The organism is Microbacterium sp. AC035, from assembly GCF_979258485.1.
In genome coordinates this window covers 2389648-2414812 of the sequence record NZ_OZ409858.1, presented here as the reverse complement: position 1 = coordinate 2414812, position 25165 = coordinate 2389648, and the positions used below count along the sequence as shown (strand labels likewise).

Annotated in this window: 23 protein-coding genes; 14 read left to right on the top strand and 9 right to left on the bottom strand. The window is 69.0% G+C overall.

Annotated elements, in window-relative coordinates; all coding sequences use genetic code 11:
* Nucleotides 1–17 precede the first annotated feature (17 nt).
* A complete protein-coding gene (locus ACZ0AA_RS11640; RefSeq protein ID WP_463512977.1) occupies nucleotides 18–1019 on the top strand; it encodes a substrate-binding domain-containing protein in 1002 nt (333 codons plus the stop codon).
* Nucleotides 1020–1389: 370 nt separating this feature from the next.
* Here the strand turns inward: ACZ0AA_RS11640 and ACZ0AA_RS11635 are convergent, their stop codons facing one another.
* From ACZ0AA_RS11635 to ACZ0AA_RS11600, 8 genes are all read right to left on the bottom strand, one after another.
* Nucleotides 1390–1686, bottom strand: coding sequence for a putative quinol monooxygenase (locus ACZ0AA_RS11635; RefSeq protein ID WP_120494319.1), 297 nt, complete (start codon nucleotides 1684–1686; stop codon nucleotides 1390–1392).
* A gap of 61 nt (nucleotides 1687–1747) precedes the next feature.
* Nucleotides 1748–2716, bottom strand: coding sequence for a phosphotriesterase family protein (locus ACZ0AA_RS11630; RefSeq protein WP_463512976.1), 969 nt, complete (start codon nucleotides 2714–2716; stop codon nucleotides 1748–1750).
* Nucleotides 2716–3660, bottom strand: coding sequence for a shikimate dehydrogenase family protein (locus tag ACZ0AA_RS11625; RefSeq protein ID WP_463512975.1), 945 nt, complete (start codon nucleotides 3658–3660; stop codon nucleotides 2716–2718). Before ACZ0AA_RS11625 ends, ACZ0AA_RS11630 begins: the two co-directional genes overlap by 1 nt.
* Before the next feature lie 11 nt (nucleotides 3661–3671).
* Nucleotides 3672–4628 (bottom strand): phosphoglycerate dehydrogenase, encoded by a 957-nt coding sequence (locus ACZ0AA_RS11620; protein WP_463512974.1) that lies wholly within the window; start codon nucleotides 4626–4628, stop codon nucleotides 3672–3674.
* A complete protein-coding gene (gene xylB / locus ACZ0AA_RS11615; protein ID WP_463512973.1) occupies nucleotides 4628–6130 on the bottom strand; it encodes a xylulokinase in 1503 nt (500 codons plus the stop codon). Before xylB ends, ACZ0AA_RS11620 begins: the two co-directional genes overlap by 1 nt.
* Before the next feature lie 9 nt (nucleotides 6131–6139).
* Nucleotides 6140–6730 (bottom strand): glucose-6-phosphate isomerase family protein, encoded by a 591-nt coding sequence (locus ACZ0AA_RS11610; protein ID WP_400864337.1) that lies wholly within the window; start codon nucleotides 6728–6730, stop codon nucleotides 6140–6142.
* Nucleotides 6731–6951: 221 nt separating this feature from the next.
* Nucleotides 6952–7935 (bottom strand): acetylxylan esterase, encoded by a 984-nt coding sequence (locus tag ACZ0AA_RS11605; protein ID WP_463512972.1) that lies wholly within the window; start codon nucleotides 7933–7935, stop codon nucleotides 6952–6954.
* A gap of 163 nt (nucleotides 7936–8098) precedes the next feature.
* On the bottom strand, nucleotides 8099–8635 hold the full coding sequence (locus ACZ0AA_RS11600) for a CGNR zinc finger domain-containing protein (RefSeq protein WP_463512971.1): 537 nt from the start codon (nucleotides 8633–8635) through the stop codon (nucleotides 8099–8101).
* Between the two features lie 39 nt (nucleotides 8636–8674).
* On the opposite strand from ACZ0AA_RS11600, the gene ACZ0AA_RS11595 reads away from it, so the two are divergent.
* From ACZ0AA_RS11595 to ACZ0AA_RS11575, 5 genes are all read left to right on the top strand, one after another.
* Nucleotides 8675–9655 carry an EamA family transporter gene (locus tag ACZ0AA_RS11595; RefSeq protein ID WP_463512970.1) on the top strand — a complete coding sequence of 327 codons (981 nt, stop codon included), beginning with the start codon at nucleotides 8675–8677 and terminating at the stop codon, nucleotides 9653–9655.
* Between the two features lie 73 nt (nucleotides 9656–9728).
* A complete protein-coding gene (locus ACZ0AA_RS11590) occupies nucleotides 9729–10397 on the top strand; it encodes a GntR family transcriptional regulator (protein ID WP_463512969.1) in 669 nt (222 codons plus the stop codon).
* Nucleotides 10394–11920 carry an MmgE/PrpD family protein gene (locus ACZ0AA_RS11585; RefSeq protein ID WP_463512968.1) on the top strand — a complete coding sequence of 509 codons (1527 nt, stop codon included), beginning with the start codon at nucleotides 10394–10396 and terminating at the stop codon, nucleotides 11918–11920. Before ACZ0AA_RS11590 ends, ACZ0AA_RS11585 begins: the two co-directional genes overlap by 4 nt.
* Nucleotides 11920–12822 carry a methylisocitrate lyase gene (gene prpB, locus ACZ0AA_RS11580; protein WP_463512967.1) on the top strand — a complete coding sequence of 301 codons (903 nt, stop codon included), beginning with the start codon at nucleotides 11920–11922 and terminating at the stop codon, nucleotides 12820–12822. The genes ACZ0AA_RS11585 and prpB overlap by 1 nt, the downstream gene beginning before the upstream one ends.
* Before the next feature lie 2 nt (nucleotides 12823–12824).
* On the top strand, nucleotides 12825–13958 hold the full coding sequence (locus tag ACZ0AA_RS11575) for a bifunctional 2-methylcitrate synthase/citrate synthase (protein WP_463512966.1): 1134 nt from the start codon (nucleotides 12825–12827) through the stop codon (nucleotides 13956–13958).
* A 73-nt stretch (nucleotides 13959–14031) separates the two neighbouring features.
* On the opposite strand, the gene ACZ0AA_RS11570 is transcribed toward ACZ0AA_RS11575, so the two are convergent.
* Complete coding sequence (locus tag ACZ0AA_RS11570) at nucleotides 14032–14463, bottom strand: META domain-containing protein (RefSeq protein ID WP_400864357.1); 432 nt, start codon at nucleotides 14461–14463, stop codon at nucleotides 14032–14034.
* A gap of 339 nt (nucleotides 14464–14802) precedes the next feature.
* On the opposite strand from ACZ0AA_RS11570, the gene ACZ0AA_RS11565 reads away from it, so the two are divergent.
* The 8 genes from ACZ0AA_RS11565 (at nucleotide 14803) to arfA (ending at nucleotide 25163) form a co-directional block, all read left to right on the top strand.
* Nucleotides 14803–16974, top strand: a complete 2172-nt coding sequence (locus ACZ0AA_RS11565; RefSeq protein WP_400864360.1) for a S1 family peptidase — start codon at nucleotides 14803–14805, stop codon at nucleotides 16972–16974.
* 165 nt (nucleotides 16975–17139) lie between these two features.
* Complete coding sequence (locus ACZ0AA_RS11560) at nucleotides 17140–18150, top strand: LacI family DNA-binding transcriptional regulator (RefSeq protein WP_463512965.1); 1011 nt, start codon at nucleotides 17140–17142, stop codon at nucleotides 18148–18150.
* 166 nt (nucleotides 18151–18316) lie between these two features.
* Entirely contained in the window at nucleotides 18317–19639 is a 1323-nt protein-coding gene (locus tag ACZ0AA_RS11555; protein WP_463512964.1) for an ABC transporter substrate-binding protein, read from the top strand.
* Nucleotides 19640–19720: 81 nt separating this feature from the next.
* Nucleotides 19721–20623 (top strand): carbohydrate ABC transporter permease, encoded by a 903-nt coding sequence (locus ACZ0AA_RS11550; RefSeq protein WP_400864366.1) that lies wholly within the window; start codon nucleotides 19721–19723, stop codon nucleotides 20621–20623.
* A gap of 8 nt (nucleotides 20624–20631) precedes the next feature.
* Nucleotides 20632–21597, top strand: coding sequence for a carbohydrate ABC transporter permease (locus ACZ0AA_RS11545; RefSeq protein WP_400864368.1), 966 nt, complete (start codon nucleotides 20632–20634; stop codon nucleotides 21595–21597).
* A 1-nt stretch (nucleotide 21598) separates the two neighbouring features.
* Nucleotides 21599–22939, top strand: a complete 1341-nt coding sequence (locus ACZ0AA_RS11540) for a family 43 glycosylhydrolase (protein ID WP_463512963.1) — start codon at nucleotides 21599–21601, stop codon at nucleotides 22937–22939.
* Complete coding sequence (locus tag ACZ0AA_RS11535; RefSeq protein ID WP_400864373.1) at nucleotides 22936–23586, top strand: YesL family protein; 651 nt, start codon at nucleotides 22936–22938, stop codon at nucleotides 23584–23586. The genes ACZ0AA_RS11540 and ACZ0AA_RS11535 overlap by 4 nt, the downstream gene beginning before the upstream one ends.
* A 77-nt stretch (nucleotides 23587–23663) precedes the next feature.
* Complete coding sequence (gene arfA, locus ACZ0AA_RS11530) at nucleotides 23664–25163, top strand: arabinosylfuranosidase ArfA (protein WP_400864375.1); 1500 nt, start codon at nucleotides 23664–23666, stop codon at nucleotides 25161–25163.
* Nucleotides 25164–25165: the final 2 nt, after the last annotated feature.

Here is a 25165-nt window from a genome sequence, read left to right as displayed (position 1 = left end):
AGAACAATGGAGTTTCCATGAAATTCGGCAAGAAGACCGCATTCGCGGCACTCGTGGCCGCATCCGCCCTCGTCTTCGCGGGGTGCGCAGGCGGCGGTGACGTCATCGAAGAAGGCGGCGGCACCGACGGATCGAGCGGCGACGGTGAGATGTACATCGCGCTCGTCTCGAAGGGCTTCCAGCACCAGTTCTGGCAGGCCGTCAAGCAGGGCGCTCAGGAGAAGGCAGACGAGCTCGGCGTGAAGATCACGTTCGAAGGCCCCGCCGCCGAGACCGAGATCGCCCAGCAGCTCGAGATGCTCACCAGCGCCATCGACAAGAACCCGGATGCCATCGCATACGCAGCGCTGGACCCCGAGGCCTGTGTCGCCCCGCTCGAGCAGGCGAAGTCGAAGGACATCCCTGTCGTCTACTTCGACGCTCCCTGCAACGGCGACGTCGGGCTCAGCCTGGCCGCGACCGACAGCAAGGTCGCCGGCGCGCTGGCCGCAGAGCACATGGCAGAGCTGATCGGCGGCGAGGGCGAGGTCGCGATCGTCGGCCACTCGCAGATCAACTCGACCGGTGTCGAGCGTCGTGACGGCTTCGTCGAGAAGATGGAAGCCGACTTCCCCGACATCGACATCGTCGACATCCAGTACGGCGACGGCGACCACCTGAAGTCGGCCGACATCGCCAAGACGCTGATCGCCGCGCACCCCGACCTCAAGGGCATCTACGGCACCAACGAGGGTTCGGCCATCGGCGTCGTGAACGCCGTGAACGAGCTCGGTCTCGAGAAGGGCAAGATCACGATCGTCGGCTTCGACTCGGGAGCGGCCCAGATCAACGCGATCAAGGACGGCACGATGGCCGGCGCCATCACGCAGGACCCGATCGGCATCGGCGCGCAGGTCGTCCAGGCGGCATACGACGCAGCCAACGGCGACTCGGTCGACGAGTTCTACGACACGGGTTCGTACTGGTACGACAGCACGAACCTCGAGGATGAGAAGATCGCAGCCGTCCTCTACGAGTGACGCGCTGAGATCGCAGAAGCCCCTCGCCTTCGGGCGGGGGGCTTGCTGTGTGCCCGGGCTTCTGCGTGCCGGGTGGTTTTCTGTGTGCCGGGTGGCCGGGGGCTGGCGGCATCCGTGCACGGCTGCATGCTCAGATCGCGGATGCAGGCCCAGACGCGGGGAATCGGCATGCAGGTGTGTTCTGGGCGTGCAGGTGTGAGGGGCTGCAGGTGTGAGGGGTGGATGCGGGAGGGGTGCGGGTGAGGCATCGGCGCACAGGTGCATGCTCAGATCACGGATGCAGGCCCAGACGCGCGCAATCGGCATACAGGTGTGTTCTGAGCATGCAGGTGTGAGGGGCGGATGCCGGGGAGGGGAGCGCGCGGCGCCGTCAGATCCGGCGAAGGAAGGTGAGGATCGACGACGGTTCGACGATCAGCTGCTGCAGCGCCTCGTTGAACGGGACCCCGGCCGGGGCTGCGATGTGCGCCTGGAAGGCCGCCTCGTCGCGATAGACCTCGTAGACGAAGAACCGGTCGGGGTCATCGACGAGGCGCGTCGCATCGAACACGACGTTGCCCTCTTCGGCTCGCACGACCTCGGCGAAATCGCGGAGCAGTGCGGCGACCTCGTCGCCCTTCTCGGGGCGTGCGGTGAACACGGCGTGCAGGATGGTCGGCTCGGCCATGAGGGCTCCTCGGGGTGGATACGGGATGCGGGATGCGGGATGCGGGGCAGGCGATGCGGGATCAGGGCGACAGGGCGAGCAGCCGCGCGGGGTTCGCGACCAGCATCCGCTCTACGGCGTCGTCGCCGACGGCGGAGCGCAATCGCGGCAGGTAGCGCTCGCCGAGGTAGGCGAGTCCGGGCATGCCTCCGTAAGAGATGTACCGGGTGCGGCGGGCGACGTCGCCGCCGAGTAGCACCCGATCGACCGCGCCGAGCTCGACGACCCGCTCGGTAAGCGCGAGCAGCTCGGCATCCGACCGGGTGCGGGGGCGTGCGAATCCGTCGTATCCGAGGTACGCGCCGCGTTCGGCGAGGGAGGCGTGCAGACCCGAGTCCGGATCGCGGTCGGCGTGCGCGAGGACGACGCGATCGGATGCGACGCCCTCGGCCTCGAGCACGTCGAGCACCTCGTGCGCGGCGGTGCAGAACTCCAGGTGCACCATCACCGGTGCTCCCGTCTCCCGATGCGCCGCCGCGACCGCGAGCAGGGTCGTGCGCTCGAAGGGGCTGATGCTCCAGTAGCCGACGCCCGTCTTGAGCATCCCGGCGCGCACTGGTGACCCATCCGGAGCTGCGGCACGCGGGACGTCGGGCGTCTCGAACACCAGCGCGTCGTCGACGAGCATCCCGCGCGTCACCTCGGCGACGAACAGCTCGGTCAGACGCTCGGCGCTCCACACGTGCATCGGGTGGTCGTCGCCGTAGTGCGCCTCGCGGTGGCGGCCGGTCGTCGCGACGACGCGCATCCCGGTGCCGGCACTGATCCGTGCGACGCCCTCCGGGTCGCGCCCGAGCCCGAACGGCGTCGCATCCACCATCGCCGCGAAGCCGCTGGCCTTCAGCAGGGCGGCCTCCTGCCCGGAGAGGTCTTCGTCGTCGAGCTCGTCGCCCACCAGCAGCGGCGAGATCTGGAAGAGGTGCTCGTGATAGTCCGTCGCCCCGAGCTGTGCCGGGTCGATGTCGCCGAGCACCGTGCGCACGACGGGCATCAGCGCACCGATTCGGCAGCCTCGGCGAGCCGCTCGACGATCTCGGGGGTGAGGTCGATCTCGAACACGTCGGCGACGACCTGCGACCAGCCGTGGATGAAGTAGCGCCAGCCGTCGATCACGTGCAGCCCGCGCGCGGCCTCCTGCGCCCGGGCCTGGTGGAGGAACTCGAGCGACCCTCGATAGTTGAACTCCCACACCCACGCGCCATCGGGGAACGCGACGTCGTCGGGCAACGGGGAGCCGGGGCGGTCCTTGCCGAGTCCCGTGGCGTTCACGATCAGCGACCCCGCGGGAGCCGAGGCGACGATGGCCGCGGCATCCTGCACCGTGTCGGTGCGCACGTACGTGATCAGACCGTCGGGAGTACCGTGCTGGCGGTGCACCTCGCGCAGGTGATCGAGCTTGTCGTCGTCGCGGGCGGTGACGGTGATCTTCGCCGGAGCATCCGCTCTCTCCGCCAGCGCCCAGCTGAGCGCCGTGCCAGAGCCGCCGGCGCCGAGGATCACGACTTCGGCCCCCGTACGCCCGAAGTGGTCGGCCGGGAGGAAGTCGTTCAGCGCGAGGTCGACGGTGAGCGGGTCTTTCGCGCGGCCGATCAGACGATCGCCCCGCTTCGAGATGCTCGAGATCTCCGAGCATGAGACGGCGAACGGGTCGAGCTCGTCGAACAGGCCGGATGCCGCGGCGAAGACGTTCATCTTGTGCGTCGTGACGAGAGCGCCCCGGTGGTGCGGGTCGTCGCGGATCTGCTCGACCATCGCGACATACTGCGCGGGCGTCGCATCCATCGGCAGGTCGTGCCCGATGAGGTTCTCGGTGGGGAGCCCCAGCACCTCGGCCCACTTCGGGAACACCTTCATGATCGACGACGAGCCGGTGCTCACGCCGACGAAGCCCATGTAGCCGCCGGTGGTGGTCGCGGGGGTCTCGGTGAGGGTCATGGCCTGGTCCTTCAGGGTCGGGGAGAGACAGGGTGGGCGGGTGCTGTGCCCGCCAGCACGGCGAGCACGTCGTCGAGAGACATCGACCCCATGTTGTCGACGGCCTGCGTGGTCTGCGCACCGAGGTGCGGGGTGACGGTCACGCGGTCGGCGAGGTCGTCGGCGAGCAGCGGGCTCGCGCTCGCTGCCGTGTCGCCGTTCAGGGTGTCGGCGGCGTATCCGCCGAGGCGTCCGTCGTGCAGGGCCTGCGCCAGCGCGTGCTCGTCGACGAGGTCGGGGCGGGCGGTGTTCACCAGGATCATTCCCGGACGGATGCTGTCGAGTCTGGCGGCATCGACCAGCGTCTGGCCGCCGGGGGCATGCAGGGTGATCAGGTCGGCGGTGCGGAACAGCTCATCGAGGTCGACCGGCTCGGCCCCTCGCGCGGCGATGACGTCGGCGGGGAGTAACGGATCGGTGGCGAGCACTCGGGCGCCGAAGCCGCTGAGGCGTCGGGCAACGCCCTGGCCGATCCGGCCGAAGCCCACGATGCCGACCGTGGCGGCTCCGAGTTCGCGGCCGCGGCGCACGCTCCAGTCGCCGATGCGCACACGGCGGTCGCCGTCGGGGATGAACCGGAGGGCCGCGAGCATGAGTCCGACGGTGTGGTCGGCGACGGCATCCGCATTCGCGCCGGGGGTGTTCGTCACCGGGATGCCACGCCGCATCGCCGCAGAGAGATCGACCGCCTCGGTGCCGACGCCGTAGCGGGCTACGACCCGAAGGTTCGGTGCGGCGGCGAGATGCTCGTCGGTCACGGGACCCGTGCCGGCGATCCAGCCCTCGGCCGCGGCGAGCAGCGGCGCGAGCTCGGTGAGCCCGTGGTGCGCGGGGCCACGGACGATCTGGTGGCCGGCCGCCTTCGCCCGCCCGACGAGGTCGAGATCGCCGTCGGAGAACGAGCGGCTGGTGGCGAGGATGACTCCCATCAGGCTTCCCGCGTGGCGGGTGCCTGGGCGAACCACGGCTCGAGCGCGGTGTAGGCGTCGACGAAGCGGGCGTGCCGCTGCGCGTGGACGGCGTGCCGACCGGCATCCGGAGTGAACTCCGCCGTCACCTCGCTGAGCGCCCTCGCCGCCGAGAAGTCGGCGAGGCCGAGGCCGACCGCGCCGGTGACCGCGGCGCCGAGGCTGTTGGCCTCTTCGACGATCGTGCGGCGGCGGATCGGAACTCCCCAGACATCGGCGAGGACGCTGAGCCACGCGTTGCTCTGCGCTCCGCCGCCCACCGCGTCGATGCGGTCGATGGAGGCTCCGCATTCGCGGAACGCGTGGATGCAGGTGAGCAGGTTGTAGGCCACGCCCTCGAGCACGGCGCGGGTCAGGTGCGCGCGGGTGTGGTGACGACCCAGGCCGACGAAGGCTCCGCGCGCGTGCGGGTCCCACAGGGGAGAGCGCTCGCCGAGCAGGTAGGGGAGGAAGTAGAGGTCTTCCGTGTCGAGGTCGCCCCCGGCCTCAGCGGTCAGCCGCGCGGTGTCGGGGTGCGCGGGGTCGGGGGAGAGCGCTTCGGCGATCCACTGCACCGATGCGCCGCCGGCCTGCATGGTCGCGGTCGGCACGAACGAGCCGGGCACGACGTTGTCGAACGTCATGGTGCGCATCTGCGGATCGTGCAGCGGAGCGAGGCTCGCGAACGAGATCCACGACGACGTGCCCAGGCACACGTAGGCGCCGTCTGCGGGGGCGACGATGCCCGAGCCCACGGCGGCGAGCGGGCCGTCTCCGCCGCCCATGACCACTCGGACGGATGCCGACAGCCCGAGCGCGTCCGCAGACTCGGTCGTGACGGTTCCGGCGACGGCCGTCGATTCGAGGATCTCGGGGAAGAGCGCGGCGTCGAGTCCCGCTGCCGCGAGCACCTCGGCCGACCAGGTGCCGCGCACCTGGTCGTAGGCGTTCGTGCCCGAGGCGTCGGAGCGCTCGGTGGCGAGGCGCCCGGTGAGCCGGTAGACGATGTAGTCCTTGGCGACGCAGAAGTGTCGCACGCGAGCCCAGACATCAGGCTCGTTGTCGCGCACCCACATGATCTTCTCGAGCGAGTAGGTGGGGTTCAGGCGGTGGCCGAGCACGCGGTAGGCGGCTTCGACGCCGAGGCGCTCTTCCAGCGCGCGGGTCTGCGCGCCCGAGCGGGTATCGGCCCAGATGATCGCGGGCCGCACCGGATCGCCGTGGGCGTCGAGCAGCACCGTGCCCATCATCTGGCCGCTCACGACGAGGCCGCCGACGGTCTCGGGGGCGATGCCCGCCCGCGACAGCAGCTGCCGGGTCGCCGAGACGACGGCATTCCACCAGTCCGCCGGGTCCTGCTCGGCGATGCCGCCGGCGGCGAAGTGGGCCGGGTAGGGGACCGTGACCGACGTGACGAGACGGCCGTCGTCATGGTGCAAGGACGCCTTGTCGCCGGTCGTCCCCAGGTCGTGCGCGATCAGCATGGCCGACCCCTATTCCGCGGAGGGGGTCGCGGAATAGGGGCGCAGGTCGACGCCCTCGGCCGAGCGGTAGGCGCGTGAGCCCATCCCGTGCTCGAGCACCCAGCCGTAGTCGTGGCCGGCGCCGCCCGGATACACGGCGAGGAACGCATACGGTTCGTCCCCCGTGTTCACTGAGCGGTGCGCCCACCCTGGCGGGATGTAGCCGATGGTGCCCGGCAGCATGTCGAGCCATTCGGTGCGCTCGCCGTCGAACATCAGCAGGCCGCCGCGTCCCTTCAGCGCGAGGTAGATCTCGCCCTGGTGATTCGGATGCTGGTGCCCCTTGGTCATCCAGAGCTCACCGGACGTGTCGCCGGGCATGATCGTCGTGATCGACTGCGGCAGTTCGCGGTCGATCTCGGGCACGGGCGAGCTGGTGACGGTGTAGACCACGGGGTTCTCCCCGGCGGACGCCGAGGCCCAGGCCTCCGCGTCGAGGAACAGGCCCTCGAGGTCGGACATGCGCCGTGTCAGGGTGGGCCCTTCGGGCGAGAGAGTGAGGTTCTCGGCGTCGAACGCGATCGCCATCGGCGAGATCGGGGGCGTGTGGAACTGGGGCATCGGTGCTCCTCGGGCGGATGCTGCGGCGCTGCGCAACCTGTAATGACAAGCTGAGTGTACCTGTTATGACAAGTGGCGTCCAGTGCTCCGATGCGCGGTTGTGAGCGCGCGGGCGTGGGCGCGGGGTGCGGGGCTGTTGCCGGGACGCGAGATCAGGAGGATCGACCCGAATCAGGAGAGAAGGGCGAGAATCGTCCTGATCTCGTCGCCTTCTCCTGATCTCAGGATGCCGCGCGTAGCGCGCGTGCCAGGTGGGACCTGCCGTCGCGGACCGCCTCGGCTGCCACCTCCTCGACCCCCGGATATTCGGCGTGGCCCGCGGGGAGGACGGCGAGTTCGAGCATCCGAGCCGCGTTCGCGACGCCGAACTGTCCGGGCGGCGGCACGTACGGGTCCCACATCGCCGCCTCGACGCGCACCGGGATGCGAGCGAAGCCGAGGGCCGTCGAGGCGTCGAACAGGCGCAGCACTTCGCGGGCCTCCGGATGGGCAGCGACGTGGTCGCGCACGGTCTCGCCGCTGCCGACGCAGTGCACGGCGAGGCGCTCGTCGTACTGTCCGAAGCTCGGCACGATGAGGGTCGCCCCGACGTAGCGGTCGTCCCACGGCAGGGCGAGGGCGCCGATGCCACCGCCGAAGCTCTCGCCGACGTAATAGAGGGGCAGGGGGCCGACGAGGGCGGTGAGAGCATCCGCGGCGAGCCAGAGGTCCCGGGCACAGAGGCCGAGCACGTACGAGTCGGGGCTCTCGATCCCGGCCAGCACATGCTCGGCCTGGGGTGCGGGGGCGCCGACGCCCGTGTTCAGCGTGGGCAGCCCTCGGGCGACGGGGAAGATCGCGGCCGCATCGTCGGGTATGCGAGCGAGGTCGATCGCATCCCGCCCGCCGTAGCCGTGGCTGTGCACGACACCGACGCGCGCCGGGGCGGCGAGGGGTTCGACCAGCCAGGCCCGCAGGCGAGTGCCGTCGGCTCCCGCGTGCTCGATGACCGACACTCGTCGGCCGTGGGCGGTCTCGGCGGACAGCACGGTGGGTGCGGCATCCACCGTCTTCGCCTGCTGCCGCCAGCCCTGCCACCGTTCGGCGAATCCGTCGGGTGCGGCGACCGGAGCGATCGCGCGGAGCGTGCTCAGTGTGTGGCCGTAGCTCGCGTCGAACTCGGCGTCGGCGAACCAGATGTCGTAGGGGGAGGGGGAGATGCTCATCGGTCACCGAGGCTACCCGGCCGAGATCATGAGAGTGTGCCGAGATCAGGAGCATCCCGCGGAGATCCTCCTGATCCGGCGCGGTTCGCCTGATCTCAGGCGGGGCTGCGGACGACGCCGAGGGCGCATCGGCTCAGGCCCGGTCGGGCCACGATGCCGCGGCTCAGGCGCTCGCGCGCCGCGCGCGATATGCGGCCACGGCGTTGCGGTTCGTGCAGGTCGTCGAGCAGAAGCGCTTCGAGCGGTTGCGAGACAGATCGAGGGCGAGCGCCTGGCAGGTGTCGTCGGCGCAGATCGAGATGCGCGACCCCTCGTCGGCGCGGATGACGTCGATCAGTGCCATGGCCGTCTCGATCAGCACGCGCTCGGGCAGGGGGCGCTCGTCCGCGACGGCGTGCAGGTGCCAGTCGACGTCGTCGTGGCGCACCAGCCTCGGAGCCAGATGCGCTTCGGCGAGTGCGGCGTTGACGTGCTCGGCCATGTCGTCTCGGGGTGCGAGCAGCATGGTGCGCAGCCGCGGACGCAGGGCTCGCAGCGCGCCGAGTTCGGCCTCGTCGCGGTCGAGTCGACCCGAATAGGCGAAGTTCGCGAGGAACGCGTCGTAGTCGGCGAGCGTCTCGAGGGTGTCGGGGTCCTCCGCAGAGTTCACGAGCCAGACGGCAGCACGGAGGGTCTCTTCCGTGTCATCGGCGAAGTTCATGTTGACACCTTACATCGTGCACGAGTAGCGTCACCTGTCATGAGCAAGGTTGCAAATGACATCACGGCGCCGGGCGTGCGCTTCGGTCTGCCGCTGGCGATCGGCGCGGCCTTCGCGTTCGGCATGTCCGGCGCCTGGGCTCGGGGGCTGATCGACGCGGGCTGGACTCCCGGCGCTGCGGTGACCGCGCGGGTCTGGGTCGCCGCCCTCGTGCTGCTCGTGCCCACGATCCTGTCGCTGCGCGGGCGGTGGGGAGTGCTCCGCAAGAACGCCGGGATGGTCGCCGCCTACGGTCTGCTCGCCGTGACCGCCACGCAGCTCTGCTACTTCCAGGCCGTCGCCGTGATGGACGTCGGCCTCGCGCTGCTCATCGAGTACACCGCGCCGATCGCCGTCATCCTGTGGTTGTGGCTCCGTCGCGGCGAGCGCCCGAGCCGCCGCAGCGTGATCGGCGCCGCCATCGCCTTCGTCGGTCTCGTGCTGATGCTCGACATCCTCACCGGGGCCGAGGTCAACGTCGCCGGCATCCTCTGGGCGCTCGCCGCGATGGTGGGTGCCGCGACGTACTTCCTGCTCTCGGCCAAAGCCGACACCGGATTGCCGCCGATCGCGCTCGCCGGAGGAGGACTGCTTCTCGGGGCCGTCGCTCTGACGATCGCCGGCCTCGTCGGCATCCTGCCCATCGCCTGGACGACCGACGACATCACCTACCGCTTCGGCACCGTGCCGTGGTTCGTGCCGGTGCTCGCGATCGGGCTCATCGCAACGGCCCTCGCGTACGTGCTCGGCATCGCCTCGACCCGGATGCTCGGCTCCCGCCTCGCGTCGTTCGTCGCTCTCTCCGAAGTGGTCGCCGCACTGCTCTTCGGCTGGCTGCTGCTCGGTCAGCTGCCCGACCTTCTGCAGGCCCTCGGCGGAGCGCTCGTGCTGGTCGGCGTGGTCGTCGTGAAGCTCGGCGAGCCGCGGCCGGCCGAGTTCGTCGAGCCGGTGCCGGATGCCGCGGAGCTGCCGCAGCGGTAGCTCAATGTATACGTGAGGCACTCAGAGCTCGCCCGAATGACCAACCTCGTGTATTTGTGTATACACTAAGGGAATGAGTTCCGTCGCCGATCGCATCAGCGCGAGTGATCGAGCCCACGCGGCACTGCTGGAGGAGATCCAGTCGGGCGCCCTCCCCGCCGGCTTCGTGCTGGGCGAGGTCGAGCAGGCCGCCCGCCTCGGCATCAGTCGCACTCCGATGCGCGAGGCGCTCCGACGCCTGGCGGCCGACGGCCTGGTCGTGCAGCAGTCCCCGCGGGTCACGGTGGTCGCAGACCTGGATGCCGACGACATCCGCGCGCTGTTCGAGATCCGCCGCGCGCTCGAGGAGACCTCCGCCCGTCTCGCCGCCCAGCGAGGAGACGCCGATCTCTTCGCCGCGCTCGCCGACGAGTTCGCGCACGTCGACCTCGCCGCGGGCGAGGGGCGCGACGCGTACTACGCCCTCATCGCCCGCTTCGACGCGGCGCTCGACGCCGCGGTCGACAACGACTACATCGCTTCGGCGCTGCGCACCGTGCGCGCCCACCTCGTGCGGGTGCGCCGGATGGCCCGCGACAAGCCCGACCGTCTCGCGGCCTCCGCCGCCGAGCACCGCACGATCGCCGCAGCCCTCGGCGCCCGAGACGGCGACCTCGCCGCTCATGCCACGCACGTGCATCTGCACAACGCGCTCGCCGGCATCCTCGACTCCCTGACAGCCAACCCAGAAGGTGTGAAATGACCGTCACCCACCACGTCCGCGTCCACCGCAGCGATGAGAACCTCGCCCGTGAAGACCAGCTCGCCTGGAAGATCGCCGAGGTCGCCGCAGACCCGGTCGAGGTCGAGCAGGACGTCACCGACATGATCATCAACCGCATCATCGACAACGCGTCGGTCGCGGCGGCATCGCTCACCCGCGGCCCCATCAACGCGGCCCGCGCCCAGGCGTTCAGCCACCCCGTCTCGACCGGCGGCATCGGCGCCACGGTCTTCGGCGCGGCGCTCGACCACCGCACGAGCCCGGAGTGGGCGGCCTGGGCCAACGGCGTGGCCGTGCGCGAGCTCGACTATCACGACACGTTCCTCGCGGCCGAGTACTCCCACCCGGGTGACAACATCCCGCCGATCCTCGCGGTCGCCCAGCACGTGCAGGCCGACGGTCGCGCGCTGCTGCGCGGCATCGCCACCGGCTACGAGATCCAGATGGACCTCGTGCGCGCGATCTGCCTGCACAAGCACAAGATCGATCACGTCGCGCACCTCGGCCCGTCGGCCGCCGCCGGCATCGGCACCCTGCTCGGCCTCGACGTCGAGACGATCTACCAGGCCGTCGGCCAGGGACTGCACACCACCACCGCCACTCGCCAGAGCCGCAAGGGCGAGATCTCGACCTGGAAGGCGCACGCCCCGGCCTTCGCAGGCAAGCTCGCGGTCGAGGCCGTCGACCGGGCGATGCGCGGCCAGACCAGCCCCGCCCCGATCTACGAGGGCGAAGACGGCGTGATCGCCTGGATGCTCGACGGCAAGGACGCCGCCTACGAGGTGCCGCTGCCCGCCGCGGGCGAGGCGAAGCGCGCGATCCTCGACTCGTACACGAAGGAGCACTCGGCCGAGTACCAGGCGCAGGCGTGGATCGACCTCGCCCGCAAGCTCGGCACCGAGAACCCGGCGCTGCGCGACCCCGCGAACATCGAGGCCATCGTGCTGCACACCAGCCACCACACCCACTACGTGATCGGCTCGGGAGCGAACGACCCGCAGAAGTACGACCCCACGGCATCGCGCGAGACGCTCGACCACTCGATCCCGTACATCTTCGCCGTCGCGCTGCAGGACGGCGGCTGGCACCACGTCGACTCGTACACCCCCGAGCGGGCCGGTCGCGAGGACACGGTCGCGCTGTGGCACAAGATCACCACGGCCGAGGATGCCGAGTGGACGCGCCGCTACCACTCCGAAGACCCCGACGTGAAGGCGTTCGGCGGTCGCGTCGAGTTCCGCCTCACCGACGGCGCCACCGTCGTCGACGAGATCGCCGTCGCCGACGCGCACCCTCTCGGCGCCCGTCCGTTCGCCCGAGACAACTACATCGCGAAGTTCCGCCTGCTGGCCGAGCCCGTGCTCGAGCCGGCCGAGATCGAGCGCTTCCTCGCGCTCGTGCAGCGTCTGCCCGAGCTGACGGCCGCCGAGGTCGGCGAGCTGTCGATCATCGCGAAGCCCGGCCTGCTCGAGGGCGCCGACGCCCCGAAGGGCCTGTTCTGATGCTCTACTCCCACGTCACCCCGGCCGAGAAGCGCCGCCTGTTCCGTGAGCGGCTCGCGAGCGGTGAGCTGCTGCGGTTCCCCGGCGCCTTCAATCCGCTGAGCGCCCGACTCATCGAGCAGAAGGGCTTCGACGGGGTCTACATCTCGGGCGCGGTGCTCTCTGCCGACCTCGGGGTGCCCGACATCGGTCTCACCACCCTGACCGAGGTCGCCGGCCGTGCCAAGCAGATCGCGCGGATGACCGACATCCCCGCGATCGTCGACGCCGACACCGGCTTCGGTGAGCCGATGAACGTCGCCCGCACGATCCAGGAGCTCGAAGACGCGGGCCTCGCCGGCACCCACATCGAAGACCAGATCAACCCGAAGCGCTGCGGGCATCTCGACGGCAAGAGCGTCGTCGACGAGAGCACAGCGATCCGTCGCATCCGTGCGGCCGCAGATGCACGCCGTGACCCGAACTTCCTCATCATGGCCCGCACCGACATCCGCGCGGTCGAGGGGCTGGACTCGGCGATCGACCGCGCCAAGGCGCTGGTGGATGCGGGCGCCGATGCGGTGTTCCCTGAGGCGATGCGCTCGCTCGCCGAATTCGAGGCGGTGGCGAACGCACTCGACGTGCCGATCCTCGCCAACATGACGGAGTTCGGCAAGAGCGACCTCTTCTCGGTGGACCAGCTGCGGGATGCCGGCGTCAACATGGTCATCTGGCCGGTGTCGCTGCTGCGCATCGCGATGGGCGCGGCCGGTCGTGCGCTCGATACGCTGGGCGAGGAGGGGCACCTCACCTCGAAGCTCGGTGAGATGCAGCACCGTGCAGATCTCTACGACCTGATCGACTACGAGTCCTACACGCAGTTCGACTCGGGCGTCGCAGGCTTCACCGTCACGAAGGAGTGAGCATGACCGAGCCGGACATCAAGAAGGGCCTCGCCGGGGTCGTCGTCGACACGACCGCGATCTCGAAGGTCAACCCCGAGACGAACAGCCTGCTCTACCGCGGGTACCCCGTGCAGGAGCTGGCGGCGACCCAGTCGTTCGAGGCGGTCGCCTACCTGCTCTGGCACGGGGAGCTGCCGGATGCCGCGCAGCTGGCCGCATTCCGTGCGACCGAGCGCGAGCATCGAGCGCTCGCCGAGAACGTCAAGACGGCGATCGACCTGGTGCCCGTCGAGGCTCACCCGATGGACGAGGTGCGCACGGCCGTCAGCCTGCTCGGCGCCTCCGACACGAACGCGGGCGGGTCGGTGCTGGATGCCGGTGGCAGCCCCGAGCAGAACCTCGAGCGCAGCATCCGCCTGTTCGCGGCCCTGCCGGCGATCGTCGCCTACGGACAGCGCCGCCGTCGGGGGCAGGAGCCGATCGCGCCCCGCGAAGACCTCGACTACTCGGCGAACTTCCTCTGGATGACGTTCGGCGAAGAGCCCGACCCGGTGGTCGTCGACGCGTTCAACCGTTCGATGATCCTGTACGCGGAGCACTCGTTCAACGCCTCGACGTTCACGGCCAGGGTGATCACGTCGACGCTCAGCGATCTCTACTCGGCCGTGGTCGGTGCGATCGGTGCGCTCAAGGGACCGCTGCACGGCGGCGCCAACGAGGCCGTGCTGCACATCTTCGACGAGATCGGCGAGGCATCCAACGTGGTGCCCTGGCTCGATGCGGCTCTGGCCGAGAAGCGCAAGATCATGGGCTTCGGCCACCGCGTCTACAAGAGCGGCGACTCGCGTGTGCCCACCATGAAGGCCGCGCTCGACACGCTCGTCGAGCACTACGACCGCGCCGAGGTGGCCGAGCTGTACGACGCCCTCGAGTCGGAGTTCATCGCCCGCAAGGGCATCTACCCGAACCTCGACTATCCGTCCGGCCCTGCCTACAACCTGATCGGCTTCGACACCCTCACCTTCACGCCCCTGTTCGTGGCGGCACGGGTGACGGGGTGGACGGCACACGTGATCGAGCAGGCCGGCGCCAACGCCCTGATCCGCCCGCTGTCGCTCTATAACGGCGTCGACGAGCGTCACATCGAGAACTGAGCGGGGCACCGGCCCGGGTCAGTGCACCCGGGTCGGGTTCGATCGAACGCCGCACTCGCCGCGGCGGAGATGATCAGCTCGCGCGAGTGAGGTTCCCCAGCTCAGCGCCCGATGCGTCCTTGATCACGAGGACGTCGCCGTCGATCTCCACGGCACGAACGCCCCGCATCCAGTCGTCGACGCCGGGGCACGCCTTCAGCGTCGAGGCGAATCGGGCGAGGTCGACGCGGTCGCCGTTCACCGAATAGGTCGTCGTGATGCCGTTGCAGCCATCGCTGCCGTGCACCTCTCCGTCGGCGGTGAACTCCAGGTGCGGCTGGCCCGAGGCGTCGTCGCCCCACAGGCCGACGAGCTTCTCGACGATGGCGTTGTCCTCGCCCGTGGGGTCGCCGCTCGAGGTCGGTGCGCCACTCGGGGCGCCGGTCGCGCAGGCCGCGCCCATCAGGGCGAAGGCTCCCAGCATCGCGAGGCCGACGAGGTTTCGTGCTCTGCGGTGGGTGCTCATGCTGGCCATGCTAACGGTGCCGCCTGCGAACGCAATGGCGCGCGTGATCCGGCCGGAGCTGACCGATCCCGCATCCCGATGACGCAGCGCGGGCGCGTGTACCCCACACCGGACGTCCAGGTCAAGGGGTGAAATTCCGGTAAACAATTTCCCCATTCTGTGGATTTACTGGGTACTCTTCTAGAGATCCCTGTTCGTCCCGACGGACAGGATCCTGCTTGTCGGGGGGCCAGCGTCGCAGTTCACGCCTCCACCGGGAGGCGAACGGTTCTGTGTGCATCGCACACTGCCGGAGATGAAACTGACTGACGATCCGTGACCAGCAAGGACATACATCACATGAAGCACAGAGTGACAGGCCGACGCCCATTGGCGTTGACGGCCGCCACCACCCTCGCCCTCTCGGGCCTCTTCCTGGGAGCGCCTGCGGCGTTCGCGCAGGATGACGCCGAGCCGACTCCGGCTCCGACCACGACCGAAGCCCCCGTTCAGGACGCTCCGGACGCAGAGGTCGTCGAGGCGACCAAGAAGGCGGCCGAGCAGGGCGTCGAGGTCGTCGCCTTCGGCACGAACGCAAACGGTGGAGGCGTTGTCGTCGTCACCTCCGACAGCCCGACCAGCGGCGAAGCGATCGACGATGTCGCGGCCAAGGCCCGTCTCACCGACCCGGCCGTCGTCACGGTCGACCGCGTGCTCTCGGCTTTCGACGAGGGTGACGTCGTCGGCGGACAGGGCTACCTGTCGGTCAGCCCCGACCTCGAGAGCTTCGTCGCCGGAGAGCCCGGAAGCAACGCCTGGTCGTGCTCCGTGGGCTTCGCCGCATTCACGCCCACCGGTGACCCTGCGCTCCTGAGCGCCGGACACTGCGCCTTCGACGAGAGCGGCGCACCGCTCACCGACACGACTCTCACCGTTCCCGGCGACGAGCCGGCAGTCGGCGGATCCCCCTCACTCCCCGCGTCGATCGAGCTGCTCGGCACGTTCGGCTTCGCCCAGTTCGGCGGCGGCGACGGTGGCCTCGGCTCGAACGGCGACACCACCGCGACCGACATCTCGGTCATCGACATCGACGAGGCCGCCGGCTGGAACCCTGTTCCCGCGGTCACCGACTGGACCACGGCCGGTGACTCGCTGAGCTCGCTCGCCGACAGCGTCATCGAGATCAAGTCCGTCGCCGCCCCGGCGCTCGGCGAGGTCAACAAGAGCGGTCGCACCACCGGCTTCACCACCGGTGTGGTCGACGGCGACGACATCCTCGACGGATGGGCGAGCATCGACGGCCACTGGGTTCAGGGCTTCTCGAGCAACACTCCCGCGGCTCCCGGCGACTCCGGCGGCGCGGTCATCCAGGGCAACGCGGCCGTCGGCCTCATCAGCGGTGGATCCGAGGCGACCGAGACCGAAGAGCAGTTCACCTGGGCGGCATCGCTCGTGACCGCTCTGCCCAAGACCAACGGCTACCAGGTCGCGCTCGACCTCGACGCTCCGGTCATCACGAGCCCGACCGACGGTGCAGAGGTGCAGCCCGGAACGGCCATCACCGGAACCGCTCCCGGAGCGGCCAAGGTCACGGTCAGCGGCTTCGGCGCAGACCAGACGGTCGACGTCGTGGACGGCGCCTTCTCGGTCGTCGGCCCTGTCGAGCTCGGTGAGCAGACCATCTCGGTCCGTGCGCGCACCGGCTTCAGCTCTTCCGAGACCGTCTCGATCGACGTGACCGTGGTGCCTGCTCCGCTCGTCGCACCGGTCATCACCTCGCCGGCTGACCGCTCGACGGTCACCGAGGCCGTCACCGCGATCAGCGGCACCGGCCTGCCGACCACCGGCATCACGGTGACGGACGCCGAGACCGACGACGTGCTCGGCACGACCGAGGTCGCCGCAGACGGTTCCTGGACCGTCGACGGACTCACCTTCGGGTACGGCGAGCACAGCGTCGTCGTGACGCAGACCCGCGACGGCGAGGTCTCGCCTGAGGCCACGTCCACGTTCGCCGTCCGCCCCGTCTCGCCGGCCGTGACCTCGGTCGCGAACGGTGCGGAGTTCGCCCACAACGACGGCCCCTCAGGGCTCGCCGGCACGGGCATCGACGGCGCGACCGTCACGGTGAAGCTCAACGGCGCTGAGCCGGCATCGGCGAACACGGCGGCCCTCGCGGGCGCCTTCGCCGCCGCGAGCGGCACGTTCACGGCCACGGTCGAGGACGGCGCATGGAGCGTCCAGTTCGGCGCGGCTCTCGAGTCGGGCACGTACACGGTGTCGGCGACGCAGGTCGTCGACGGCGTCTCGTCGGCTCCGACCGATCTGGCGTTCGCGGTTCTCGCCGCACCGGTCGCCGGTGGTGGCGGCGCTGCTCCCGGTGACGGTGGTGCAGCCGCACCCGGTGACGGCGGACTCGCCGTGACCGGTGCCGACATGCTCGTCCCGCTCTCTGCCGCAGCCATCGCGCTCGCGCTGCTGTCGGGTGGACTGCTGCTGGTCTTCCGTCGTCGCCAGACGATGGAGAGCTGAACACGCTGATCACCCGTCGGTGACGCCGGAAGGCGCCGCTGACTGAAGATCGAGAAGCAACGCGGGTCCCGTGGCGAATGCCGCGGGACCCGCGTTCTGTGTAGGGTGATCTCGCGGTGAATCAGCGTTTCTGCAACGGTGAGCCGAAGGGATCCGGGAGGCGCCATGGCGGTGACGTTGCACGATGTGGCACGCCTGGCCGAGGTGTCGATCAAGACGGTGTCGAACGTCATCAACGACTATCCGCACATCCGCCCGGCCACTCGTGAGAAGGTCGAGGCCGCGATCGCCGAGCTCGGCTACACGCCGAACCTCACGGCGCGCAATCTGCGCTCGGGGCGCACGGGGGCCATCGCCCTCGCCCTGCCCGACCTGGGTCTGCCGTACTTCGCCGAGCTCGCCGCGCTCGTGATCCAGGAGGCCGAGGCGGCCGGCGTCGTGGTCCTCGTCGAGCAGACGGGTGCCGACCGCGTCCGCGAGCTCGATCTGCTGCGCAGCCCCCGACTCAAACTGACCGACGGGCTGATCTTCAGCCCGCTCGGCATGGGGCAGGAGGATGCCGCGGCTCTCGACGTCTCGTTCCCGCTGGTGCTCCTCGGCGAGCGCATCTTCGACGGTCCGACCGATCACGTCACCATGCGCAATGTCGAGGCGGCCCGTGCCGCGACCGAGCACCTCATCTCGCAGGGGCGTCGGCGCATCGCGGTGGTGGGTGCGCACGAGGGCGAGGTCCTCGGCTCGGCGGCGCTGCGCCTGCAGGGCTACCGCGAGGCGCTGGAGGCGGCGGGCATCGCCTACGACGAGACGATCATCGGCTACACGACCCTGTGGCACCGCGCGAACGGTGCGGACTCGATGCGCGAGCTCCTCGCCCGCGGGGGCGAGTTCGACGCGGTGTTCGGGTTGAACGACACTCTCGCGCTCGGCGCCATGCGCGTTCTCCAGGAGTCGGGGCGCCGTGTGCCCGATGACATCGCCGTGGTCGGCTTCGACGGGCTGGATGAGGCCGCCTATTCGATCCCCTCGCTGACGACGGTCGACCCCGGGCGTGCCTGGATCGCGAAGACCGCGGTGTCGACCCTGCTCGCGCGGATCGCGGGGGATGCCGACGCCCCGGCCAGGACACTCCTCGCGGACTACCGCATCCTCGAGCGGGAATCCGCCCCCTCGGCCTGATCCGACTCGGCCGTACGCCCCCGGAATTGGCGATTGACAGTTCCGGTCAATCGAGTCACAATATCTTCTACAACGTTTACTACAACGTTGTAAACGAGTGGGACCGTTCCAGCGCAGCAGCTGAGCGACGACATCGAAGTCACTTCCCGAGAGGAATCACAGCACAATGAAGTCACGGATCCTGGCCGTCGCCGGCGTCATCGCCCTCGCCACGGCAACCATCACCGGATGCTCGAGCGGCACGGCCGCAGGGGGCGACAGCGACACGCTCACCTTCATGTTCCGCGGCAGCGATGCCGAGAAGGCCGCGTACACCGCAGCGATCGAGCAGTTCGAGAAGGACAACGACGTCACGGTGAAGATCATCATGACGACGGCCGACGAGTACAGCACCAAGCTCAAGGCGGCGATCACCGGCAAGCAGATCCCCGACGTGTTCTACGTCGATCCCGGTAGCGTGCAGGCGTACGTGAAGTCCGGGATCATCAAGGACATCACGAAAGAGGTCGAGGCCACGGTCGACCTCGACAACGTCTGGCAGTACGGCGTCGACAGCTACCGCTTCGACGGCACGCTCATGGGCGAGGGCGCGATCTACGCGATGCCCAAGGACGTGGGGCCATTCTCGTTCGGCTACAACAAGACCATGTTCGAGGCGGCCGGCATCCCGCTGCCCTCGGTCGACGACCCCTACACGTGGGACGAGTTCATCGACGTCGCCAAGAAGCTGACGCTCGACACCGACGGCGACGGCGTCCTCGACCAATGGGGCACGGGCCTCAACGTGCAGTGGAACCTGCAGTCCTTCGTCTGGTCGAACGGCGGTGACTGGCTGAACGACGACCGCACCGAGGTCACCGTCGACAGCCCCGAGTTCGCCGAGGCCCTGCAGTTCTTCGCCGACATGCAGAACGTCGCGCAGGTGACGCCGTCGGTCACCGACGCGCAGACCCTCGACACCTACCAGCGGTGGATGCAGGGCGACATCGGCTTCTTCCCCGTCGGGCCGTGGGACGTGCCCACCTACGAGACGCTCGACTTCGACTGGGACCTGATCCCGTATCCGGTCGGCTCGACCGGCGAGACCGCCACATGGGTCGGCACCCTCGGCATCGCCGTCGCCGAATCGTCCAAGAACGCGGATCTCGCCACGAAGCTCGCGATCTACCTCTCCACCGACGAGACCGCGCAGCAGTCGCTCGTCGACGCCGGCGTGCAGGTGCCCAACCTCAAGGACATGGCAGACACGTGGGTGGCATCCGCGACGCTGCCGCCCGCCAACAAGCAGGAGTTCCTCGACATCGTCAACCAGGACGGCCGCGCCCTGCCCGCCAACACGACCTACAGCGCCGAGTGGTACGACGAGCTCTTCAAGAACATTCAGCCGGTGCTCGACGGCAAGCAGACCGCCGCCGACTACCTCGCCGAGGTGCAGCCGCGCATGCAGGAGCTGCTCGACAAGGCCAACGCCGACGCCGGCATCGGCTGACCGTCCTGCGGGGCCGCGCATGTGCGCGGCCCCGCAGAGCCCCAGACCACATCCGCTCCCGTTCTCTGAGAAGAGGTGACCATGTCGACGACGACATCCCGTCGATCCCGACTGCACCGCCGTGAACATCTCGTCGCGGCCGCGTTCGTCGCGATCCCCGTGCTCGGCTTCCTGATCTTCATCGCCTATCCGCTGCTGTTCTCGTTCTACGCCTCGTTCACCAAATGGAACGGCCTGAGCGACCCGGTCTTCAACGGTCTCGACAACTACGCCGAGATGTTCGCCGACCCGTACTTCTGGCAGGCGATGGGCAACACCGTGTTCATGATGATCGGCATCCCGATCGGACTCGTCCTGTCACTGCTGCTCGCGCTCGCGCTCAACCGCAAGATGCGCGGCACGACGTTCTTCCGCACCGTCTACTACGTGCCGGTGATCTCGTCTCTCGCCGCCGTCGCGATCCTCTGGCAGTGGGCGTACAACGGCGACTTCGGGCTCATCAACCAGGTGCTCGCGATCTTCGGCATCGACGGCCCCAACTGGTTGCAGAACGCCGACACCGCGAAGCCCGCGATCATCATCATGTCGGTGTGGAAGGGCCTCGGCTTCTCGATGCTGCTGTACCTCGCAGCGCTGCAGTCGGTGCCCAGGCACCTGTACGAGGCCGCGGCCATCGACGGGGCGAACGCATTCCAGCAGTTCCGGCACATCACGATCCCGATGCTGAGCCCGGTGACGTTCTTCCTCGTCGTGACCAGCATCATCGGCGGAGCCCAGATCTTCATCGAGATCAACATCATGACCCCGACCGGCGGCCCCGAGTTCTCGACGGCATCCATCGTCTGGTACATCTGGCAGAAGGCATTCAACTACCTGCAGATGGGCTACGCCACCGCGATGTCGGTGGTGCTCGGACTCCTGGTCTTCGTGATCACCGCGATCCAGTTCCGGATCAACCGCCGCTTCCAGTTCTCGATCGACTGAGGCCCATCATGAACCAGCTCCTGACCGACACCGCCGACGACACCGTCGCGGTCACCGTCCCCACCGCCCGTCGTCGTCGTCAGCTCCGCGGAGGCGTGGGCCGCCCCACCGGCAACGGCATCACCACCGGGCGATCGCGCACGACCCGACGCCGTGCCGTCGACGCGATCCTCTTCGCCGTGCTCTCCCTCGGCGGCGTCATCATGATCGCGCCGCTGCTGTGGACCTTCAGCACCTCCCTCAAGACCAAGGAGGCGGTCTTCTCGCTGCCGCCGCAGTGGATCCCCGATCCGGTGCAGTGGGAGAACTACATCCGGGTGTGGTCCGCCGGTCCGCTCGCCAGCGGCATCGTGAACAGCCTCATCGTGTCCGTGAGCGTCACGATCGTCGGCACCGTCAGCTCGGCGATCGCGGCGTTCGCGTTCGCGAAGATGCGCCTGCCGTTCAAGAACGTCGTGTTCCTGTCGCTGCTCGCCGCCATCATGATCCCGTTCCCGACGATCATGATCCCGCAGTTCACGATGTTCGCGAACGCCGGACTCGTCGATACGCTCTGGCCCCTGATCCTGCCCGGGATCTTCGGCAACATCGTCATGATCTTCTTCCTGCGCCAGTATCTCGACTCGGTGCCCGACTCGATCATCGAGGCTGCGAAGCTCGACGGCGCCGGCTATCTGCGGATCTTCGGGACGCTCATCTTCCCGGCGATCCGGCCGGCGATCGCCGCGCAGTTCATCCTCTGGTTCATGGCGGTGTGGAACGACTACCTCGCGCCGATCATCTACCTGAACACCCCGGAGCGTCAGACCCTGCAGCTCGTGATCGCGAGCTTCAACGCCACCTACGCGAGCCAGACCGACTACCCGCTGATCATGGCGGCGTCCTTCATCGCGCTGATCCCGGTGCTCACCGTGTTCGTGGTGTTCCAGAAGCAGATCATCGAATCCGTGGCGCTGACCGGAGCGAAGGGCTGACATGCACGCCGACATCGACATCGATATCGACACCTCGACCTGGGGTGCCAGGCACGCGCACGACCCGACCGTCGTCCGCGGGGATGACGGGTTCTGGTACATGTTCTCCACGGATGCCGTGGCCGGTGCCGATCGAGTTCCGGCCGGAGCTCACGTGCGCACCTCGCCCGATCTGGTGGAGTGGACCTATCGGGGCACCGCGCTCGACGGAGTGCCCGATCAGGCGCAGGAGTGGAGCGGGGCCTCGGGGCTGTGGGCCCCCGAGGTCGTCCGCTGGCCCACGGCGGACGGCTCGCCGCGGTGGCACATGTACTACTCGGCGTCGACCTTCGGGTCCCGCACCTCGGCCATCGGGCTGGCGACGGCGACCGATCTCGCGGGTCCGTGGGTCGACCGCGGCATAGTGATCGCCACCCGTCACGATCGCGACGGGTTCAACGCGATCGACGCGGCCGTCATCCTCGACAGGGCGGGCTCGCCGTGGATGCTCTACGGGTCGTTCTTCGGCGGCATCCACGCTGTGGAGCTGTCGCGCGAGACGGGTCTTCGCCTCCGCGACGAGCCCGGTGTGCTGATCGCGCGCCGGCCCCGCAGCGTCGACGGCGCGATCGAGGGCGCCTACGTGCTGCACCGCGATCAGGAGGACCGGTACGTGCTGTTCGTCTCGTTCGATTCGCTGGTCGACACCTACAGCGTGCGGGTCGGCGTGGCAGACGAGATCACGGGCCCCTATCGGGATCAGCAGGGACGGGACCTGACCTCTCCGTCAGACGCCGAGGCCCTCGTCGCGGGCACGAAGATCCTGGGTGGCCTGCGGTTCCCCGACGGCACCGGCCTCATCGCGCCGGGACACAACTCGATCTTCCATGACGGAGACGCGACCTTCATGGTGCACCACGTGCGCTTCGCCGACGACCCCGCTCAGCACGAGGCGCAGGTGCGGCGCGTGCACTGGACCGCATCGGGATGGCCCGTCGTGTCGCCGCATCCGTTCGCCGGACTGGGCACCGAGCGGCTGTCTGCGGCCGAGCCGGTGGCAGGGGAGTGGGATGCCGTGCGCTTCGCCCCCGAGGTGTCGACGATGGTCGATTCCAGACGGGTGCACTGCGAGTCAGTGCTGTCGTCCGACGGTGAACCCGTCGCAGCGTCGTTGATCCTCAGGCTGTCCGACGATGACGGCGCGAGCGACGGCGCGGGCATGACCGCCGACGCCGAGGCAGTCGTTCTCGACGCCGTCGTGTTCGGCGCCTGGGATCCCGTCGCCGAGTGCACGGTGCTCGCCTTCAGCGGCATCGACGCGCACGGCGTGGTCTGGAGCGGTTCTCAGGCGGTGCGATCGTGAGCGCCGACGCGCAGGTGGGGCTCGGCTGGACCGGCCGGGTCATGCAGGTGCTGCAGGCGGTGTGCACACTGGTGCTGGTGAACCTGCTCTGCGTGGCCGGCGTCGTCGCCGGCCTCGGGATCCTCGGGCTGATGCCCGCGAGCGTGGCCGCCGCAACGGTGCTGCTCCCCGGTGACGCCTCCGAGACCGGCACGGTGCGACGGTTCCTCCGCGCGTACCGGGAGTCGTTCGTGCGGGCCAACCTGACAGGCGGTCCGCTCCTCCTCGCTGGCGTGCTGCTCGCCGCCGACGCCCTGGTGCTCCCGCGGCTCGACGGCCCCTTGGCCGCCGTGCTCACCGCGCTGACCACGGCCGTCGCGCTCGCGGTGCTGCTGATGTGGATCGTCTGCGCCACTCTGCTCGTGCGCTACCGCGACACCCCCGTCGCCGTGCTGCGCTACGCGTTGACCATTCCGCTCACCTCTCCCGTCACGGGCGCCGGTGTGCTCGTCGTCCTCGTCGCCTTCGTGGTGATCGCCGGGGTCTTCCCCGTCGTCGTCCCCCTCATCGGCGCCTCTCTTCCCCTCGCCATCGCGGTGCGCCTGATCGATCGACGCCTGGCGACGATCGATGCTCGCGATCCGCAGTCCGCGGACGCGCTGCGCTGAACACCGCAGTGCTCGTCCCCACTCACCGACCCCCTCGCCGACTCGCCGAGCCGGCCCGTACCAGAGAAGGAAACCCTGTGACCAAGGCACGCATCTCCATCGACCGTGAGGCGGTCGTCGCGACGATCGATCGACGCATCTTCGGCTCGTTCGTCGAACACCTCGGCCGCTGCGTCTACGACGGCATCTACGAGCCGGGGCATCCGACCGCGAACGAAGACGGCTTCCGTCTCGATGTCGTCGAGCTCGTGCGCGAGCTGGGATCGACCACGATCCGCTACCCCGGAGGCAACTTCGTATCGGGCTTCCGCTGGGAGGACTCCGTGGGGCCGCGGGACCAGCGGCCGGTGCGCCGTGACCTCGCCTGGCACTCGCTCGAGACCAACCAGGTCGGCGTCGACGAGTTCTCGCGGTGGCTCGCGCTCACCGGCTCGGAGCTCATGATGGCAGTGAACCTGGGGACCCGCGGAATCGAGGCGGCCCTCGACCTGCTCGAGTACTGCAACCACCCGTCGGGAACCGCGCTCAGCGACCAGCGCATCGCGAACGGCACCGTCGAGCCGCACGGCATCCGCATGTGGTGCCTCGGCAACGAGATGGACGGCCCCTGGCAGACCGGCTACATGACGGCCGACGACTACGGCAAGATCGCCGCCCGCACCGCCCAGGCGATGAAGGCGGCCGACAAGGACCTCGAGCTGGTCGTCTGCGGGTCGTCGGGATCGTCGATGCCGACGTTCGGCGACTGGGAGCGCACGGTGCTCGAGCACGCCTACGAGCACGTCGACTTCATCTCCTGCCACGCGTACTACCAGGAGCGCGGCGGCGATCTCGCGTCGTACCTGGCTTCATCGCTGGACATGCAGTACTTCATCGAGACCGTGGTCTCCACCGCCGACCACGTCGGCAACAAGCTCAAGTCGTCGAAGAAGATCAAGCTCTCCTTCGACGAGTGGAACATCTGGTACCTCGACGAGCACCAGGCGTCCGACGAGGTCAACGACGAGTGGCGCGTCGCGCCGCGTCAGCTCGAGGACGTGTATTCGGTGGCGGACGCGGTCGTGCTCGGCAATCTGCTCATCACCCTGCTCAAGAACCACGATCGCGTGGCGTCGGCCTCGCTCGCGCAGCTCGTCAACGTCATCGCCCCCATCATGACCGAGCCCGGCGGCGCCGCCTGGCGTCAGACGACGTTCTTCCCGTTCTCGGTGACGTCGAGACTCGCGAAGGGCGAGATCGTCCGGCCGCGCATCGACGTGCCGACCTATGAGACGGCGGTGCACGGATCCGCTCCGCTCGTCGACTCGGTGGTGACGACCGACGGCACGGCATCGGCGGTGTTCCTCGTGAACCGCAGCCAGACCGAGGCGATCGAGGTCAGCATCGCGGTCTCGGAGCTCGGTGCGACGCGCATCGACGAGGCCGTCACCGTGTGGGACGACGACGTGTACGCCAAGAACACGCTCGCGGATCAGGAGCGCGTCGGGTTGAAGAACCTCGACGGTGCGGTGATCGCGGACGGGGTGCTCACGGTCACACTGCCTCCGGTCTCGTGGTCGGCTCTCGCCCTCGGTTGAGC

Excerpts from the sequence above, each read along its gene's own strand:
- ACZ0AA_RS11565 (WP_400864360.1), top strand. The coding sequence starts at position 14,803 with ATGAAGCACAGAGTGACAGGCCGACGCCCATTGGCGTTGACGGCCGCC.
- ACZ0AA_RS11555 (WP_463512964.1), top strand. The coding sequence starts at position 18,317 with ATGAAGTCACGGATCCTGGCCGTCGCCGGCGTCATCGCCCTCGCCACG.
- ACZ0AA_RS11550 (WP_400864366.1), top strand. The coding sequence starts at position 19,721 with ATGTCGACGACGACATCCCGTCGATCCCGACTGCACCGCCGTGAACAT.
- ACZ0AA_RS11570 (WP_400864357.1), bottom strand. The coding sequence starts at position 14,463 with ATGAGCACCCACCGCAGAGCACGAAACCTCGTCGGCCTCGCGATGCTG.
- ACZ0AA_RS11560 (WP_463512965.1), top strand. The coding sequence starts at position 17,140 with ATGGCGGTGACGTTGCACGATGTGGCACGCCTGGCCGAGGTGTCGATC.
- ACZ0AA_RS11640 (WP_463512977.1), top strand. The coding sequence starts at position 18 with ATGAAATTCGGCAAGAAGACCGCATTCGCGGCACTCGTGGCCGCATCC.
- ACZ0AA_RS11575 (WP_463512966.1), top strand. The coding sequence starts at position 12,825 with ATGACCGAGCCGGACATCAAGAAGGGCCTCGCCGGGGTCGTCGTCGAC.
- ACZ0AA_RS11590 (WP_463512969.1), top strand. The coding sequence starts at position 9,729 with ATGAGTTCCGTCGCCGATCGCATCAGCGCGAGTGATCGAGCCCACGCG.
- ACZ0AA_RS11605 (WP_463512972.1), bottom strand. The coding sequence starts at position 7,935 with ATGAGCATCTCCCCCTCCCCCTACGACATCTGGTTCGCCGACGCCGAG.
- ACZ0AA_RS11630 (WP_463512976.1), bottom strand. The coding sequence starts at position 2,716 with ATGCCCGTCGTGCGCACGGTGCTCGGCGACATCGACCCGGCACAGCTC.
- ACZ0AA_RS11625 (WP_463512975.1), bottom strand. The coding sequence starts at position 3,660 with ATGACCCTCACCGAGACCCCCGCGACCACCACCGGCGGCTACATGGGC.
- xylB (WP_463512973.1), bottom strand. The coding sequence starts at position 6,130 with ATGCTGATCGCGCACGACCTGGGGACGACCGGCGACAAGGCGTCCTTG.
- prpB (WP_463512967.1), top strand. The coding sequence starts at position 11,920 with ATGCTCTACTCCCACGTCACCCCGGCCGAGAAGCGCCGCCTGTTCCGT.
- ACZ0AA_RS11600 (WP_463512971.1), bottom strand. The coding sequence starts at position 8,635 with ATGAACTTCGCCGATGACACGGAAGAGACCCTCCGTGCTGCCGTCTGG.
- ACZ0AA_RS11595 (WP_463512970.1), top strand. The coding sequence starts at position 8,675 with ATGAGCAAGGTTGCAAATGACATCACGGCGCCGGGCGTGCGCTTCGGT.
- ACZ0AA_RS11620 (WP_463512974.1), bottom strand. The coding sequence starts at position 4,628 with ATGGGAGTCATCCTCGCCACCAGCCGCTCGTTCTCCGACGGCGATCTC.
- ACZ0AA_RS11585 (WP_463512968.1), top strand. The coding sequence starts at position 10,394 with ATGACCGTCACCCACCACGTCCGCGTCCACCGCAGCGATGAGAACCTC.
- ACZ0AA_RS11545 (WP_400864368.1), top strand. The coding sequence starts at position 20,632 with ATGAACCAGCTCCTGACCGACACCGCCGACGACACCGTCGCGGTCACC.
- ACZ0AA_RS11540 (WP_463512963.1), top strand. The coding sequence starts at position 21,599 with ATGCACGCCGACATCGACATCGATATCGACACCTCGACCTGGGGTGCC.
- ACZ0AA_RS11635 (WP_120494319.1), bottom strand. The coding sequence starts at position 1,686 with ATGGCCGAGCCGACCATCCTGCACGCCGTGTTCACCGCACGCCCCGAG.
- ACZ0AA_RS11610 (WP_400864337.1), bottom strand. The coding sequence starts at position 6,730 with ATGCCCCAGTTCCACACGCCCCCGATCTCGCCGATGGCGATCGCGTTC.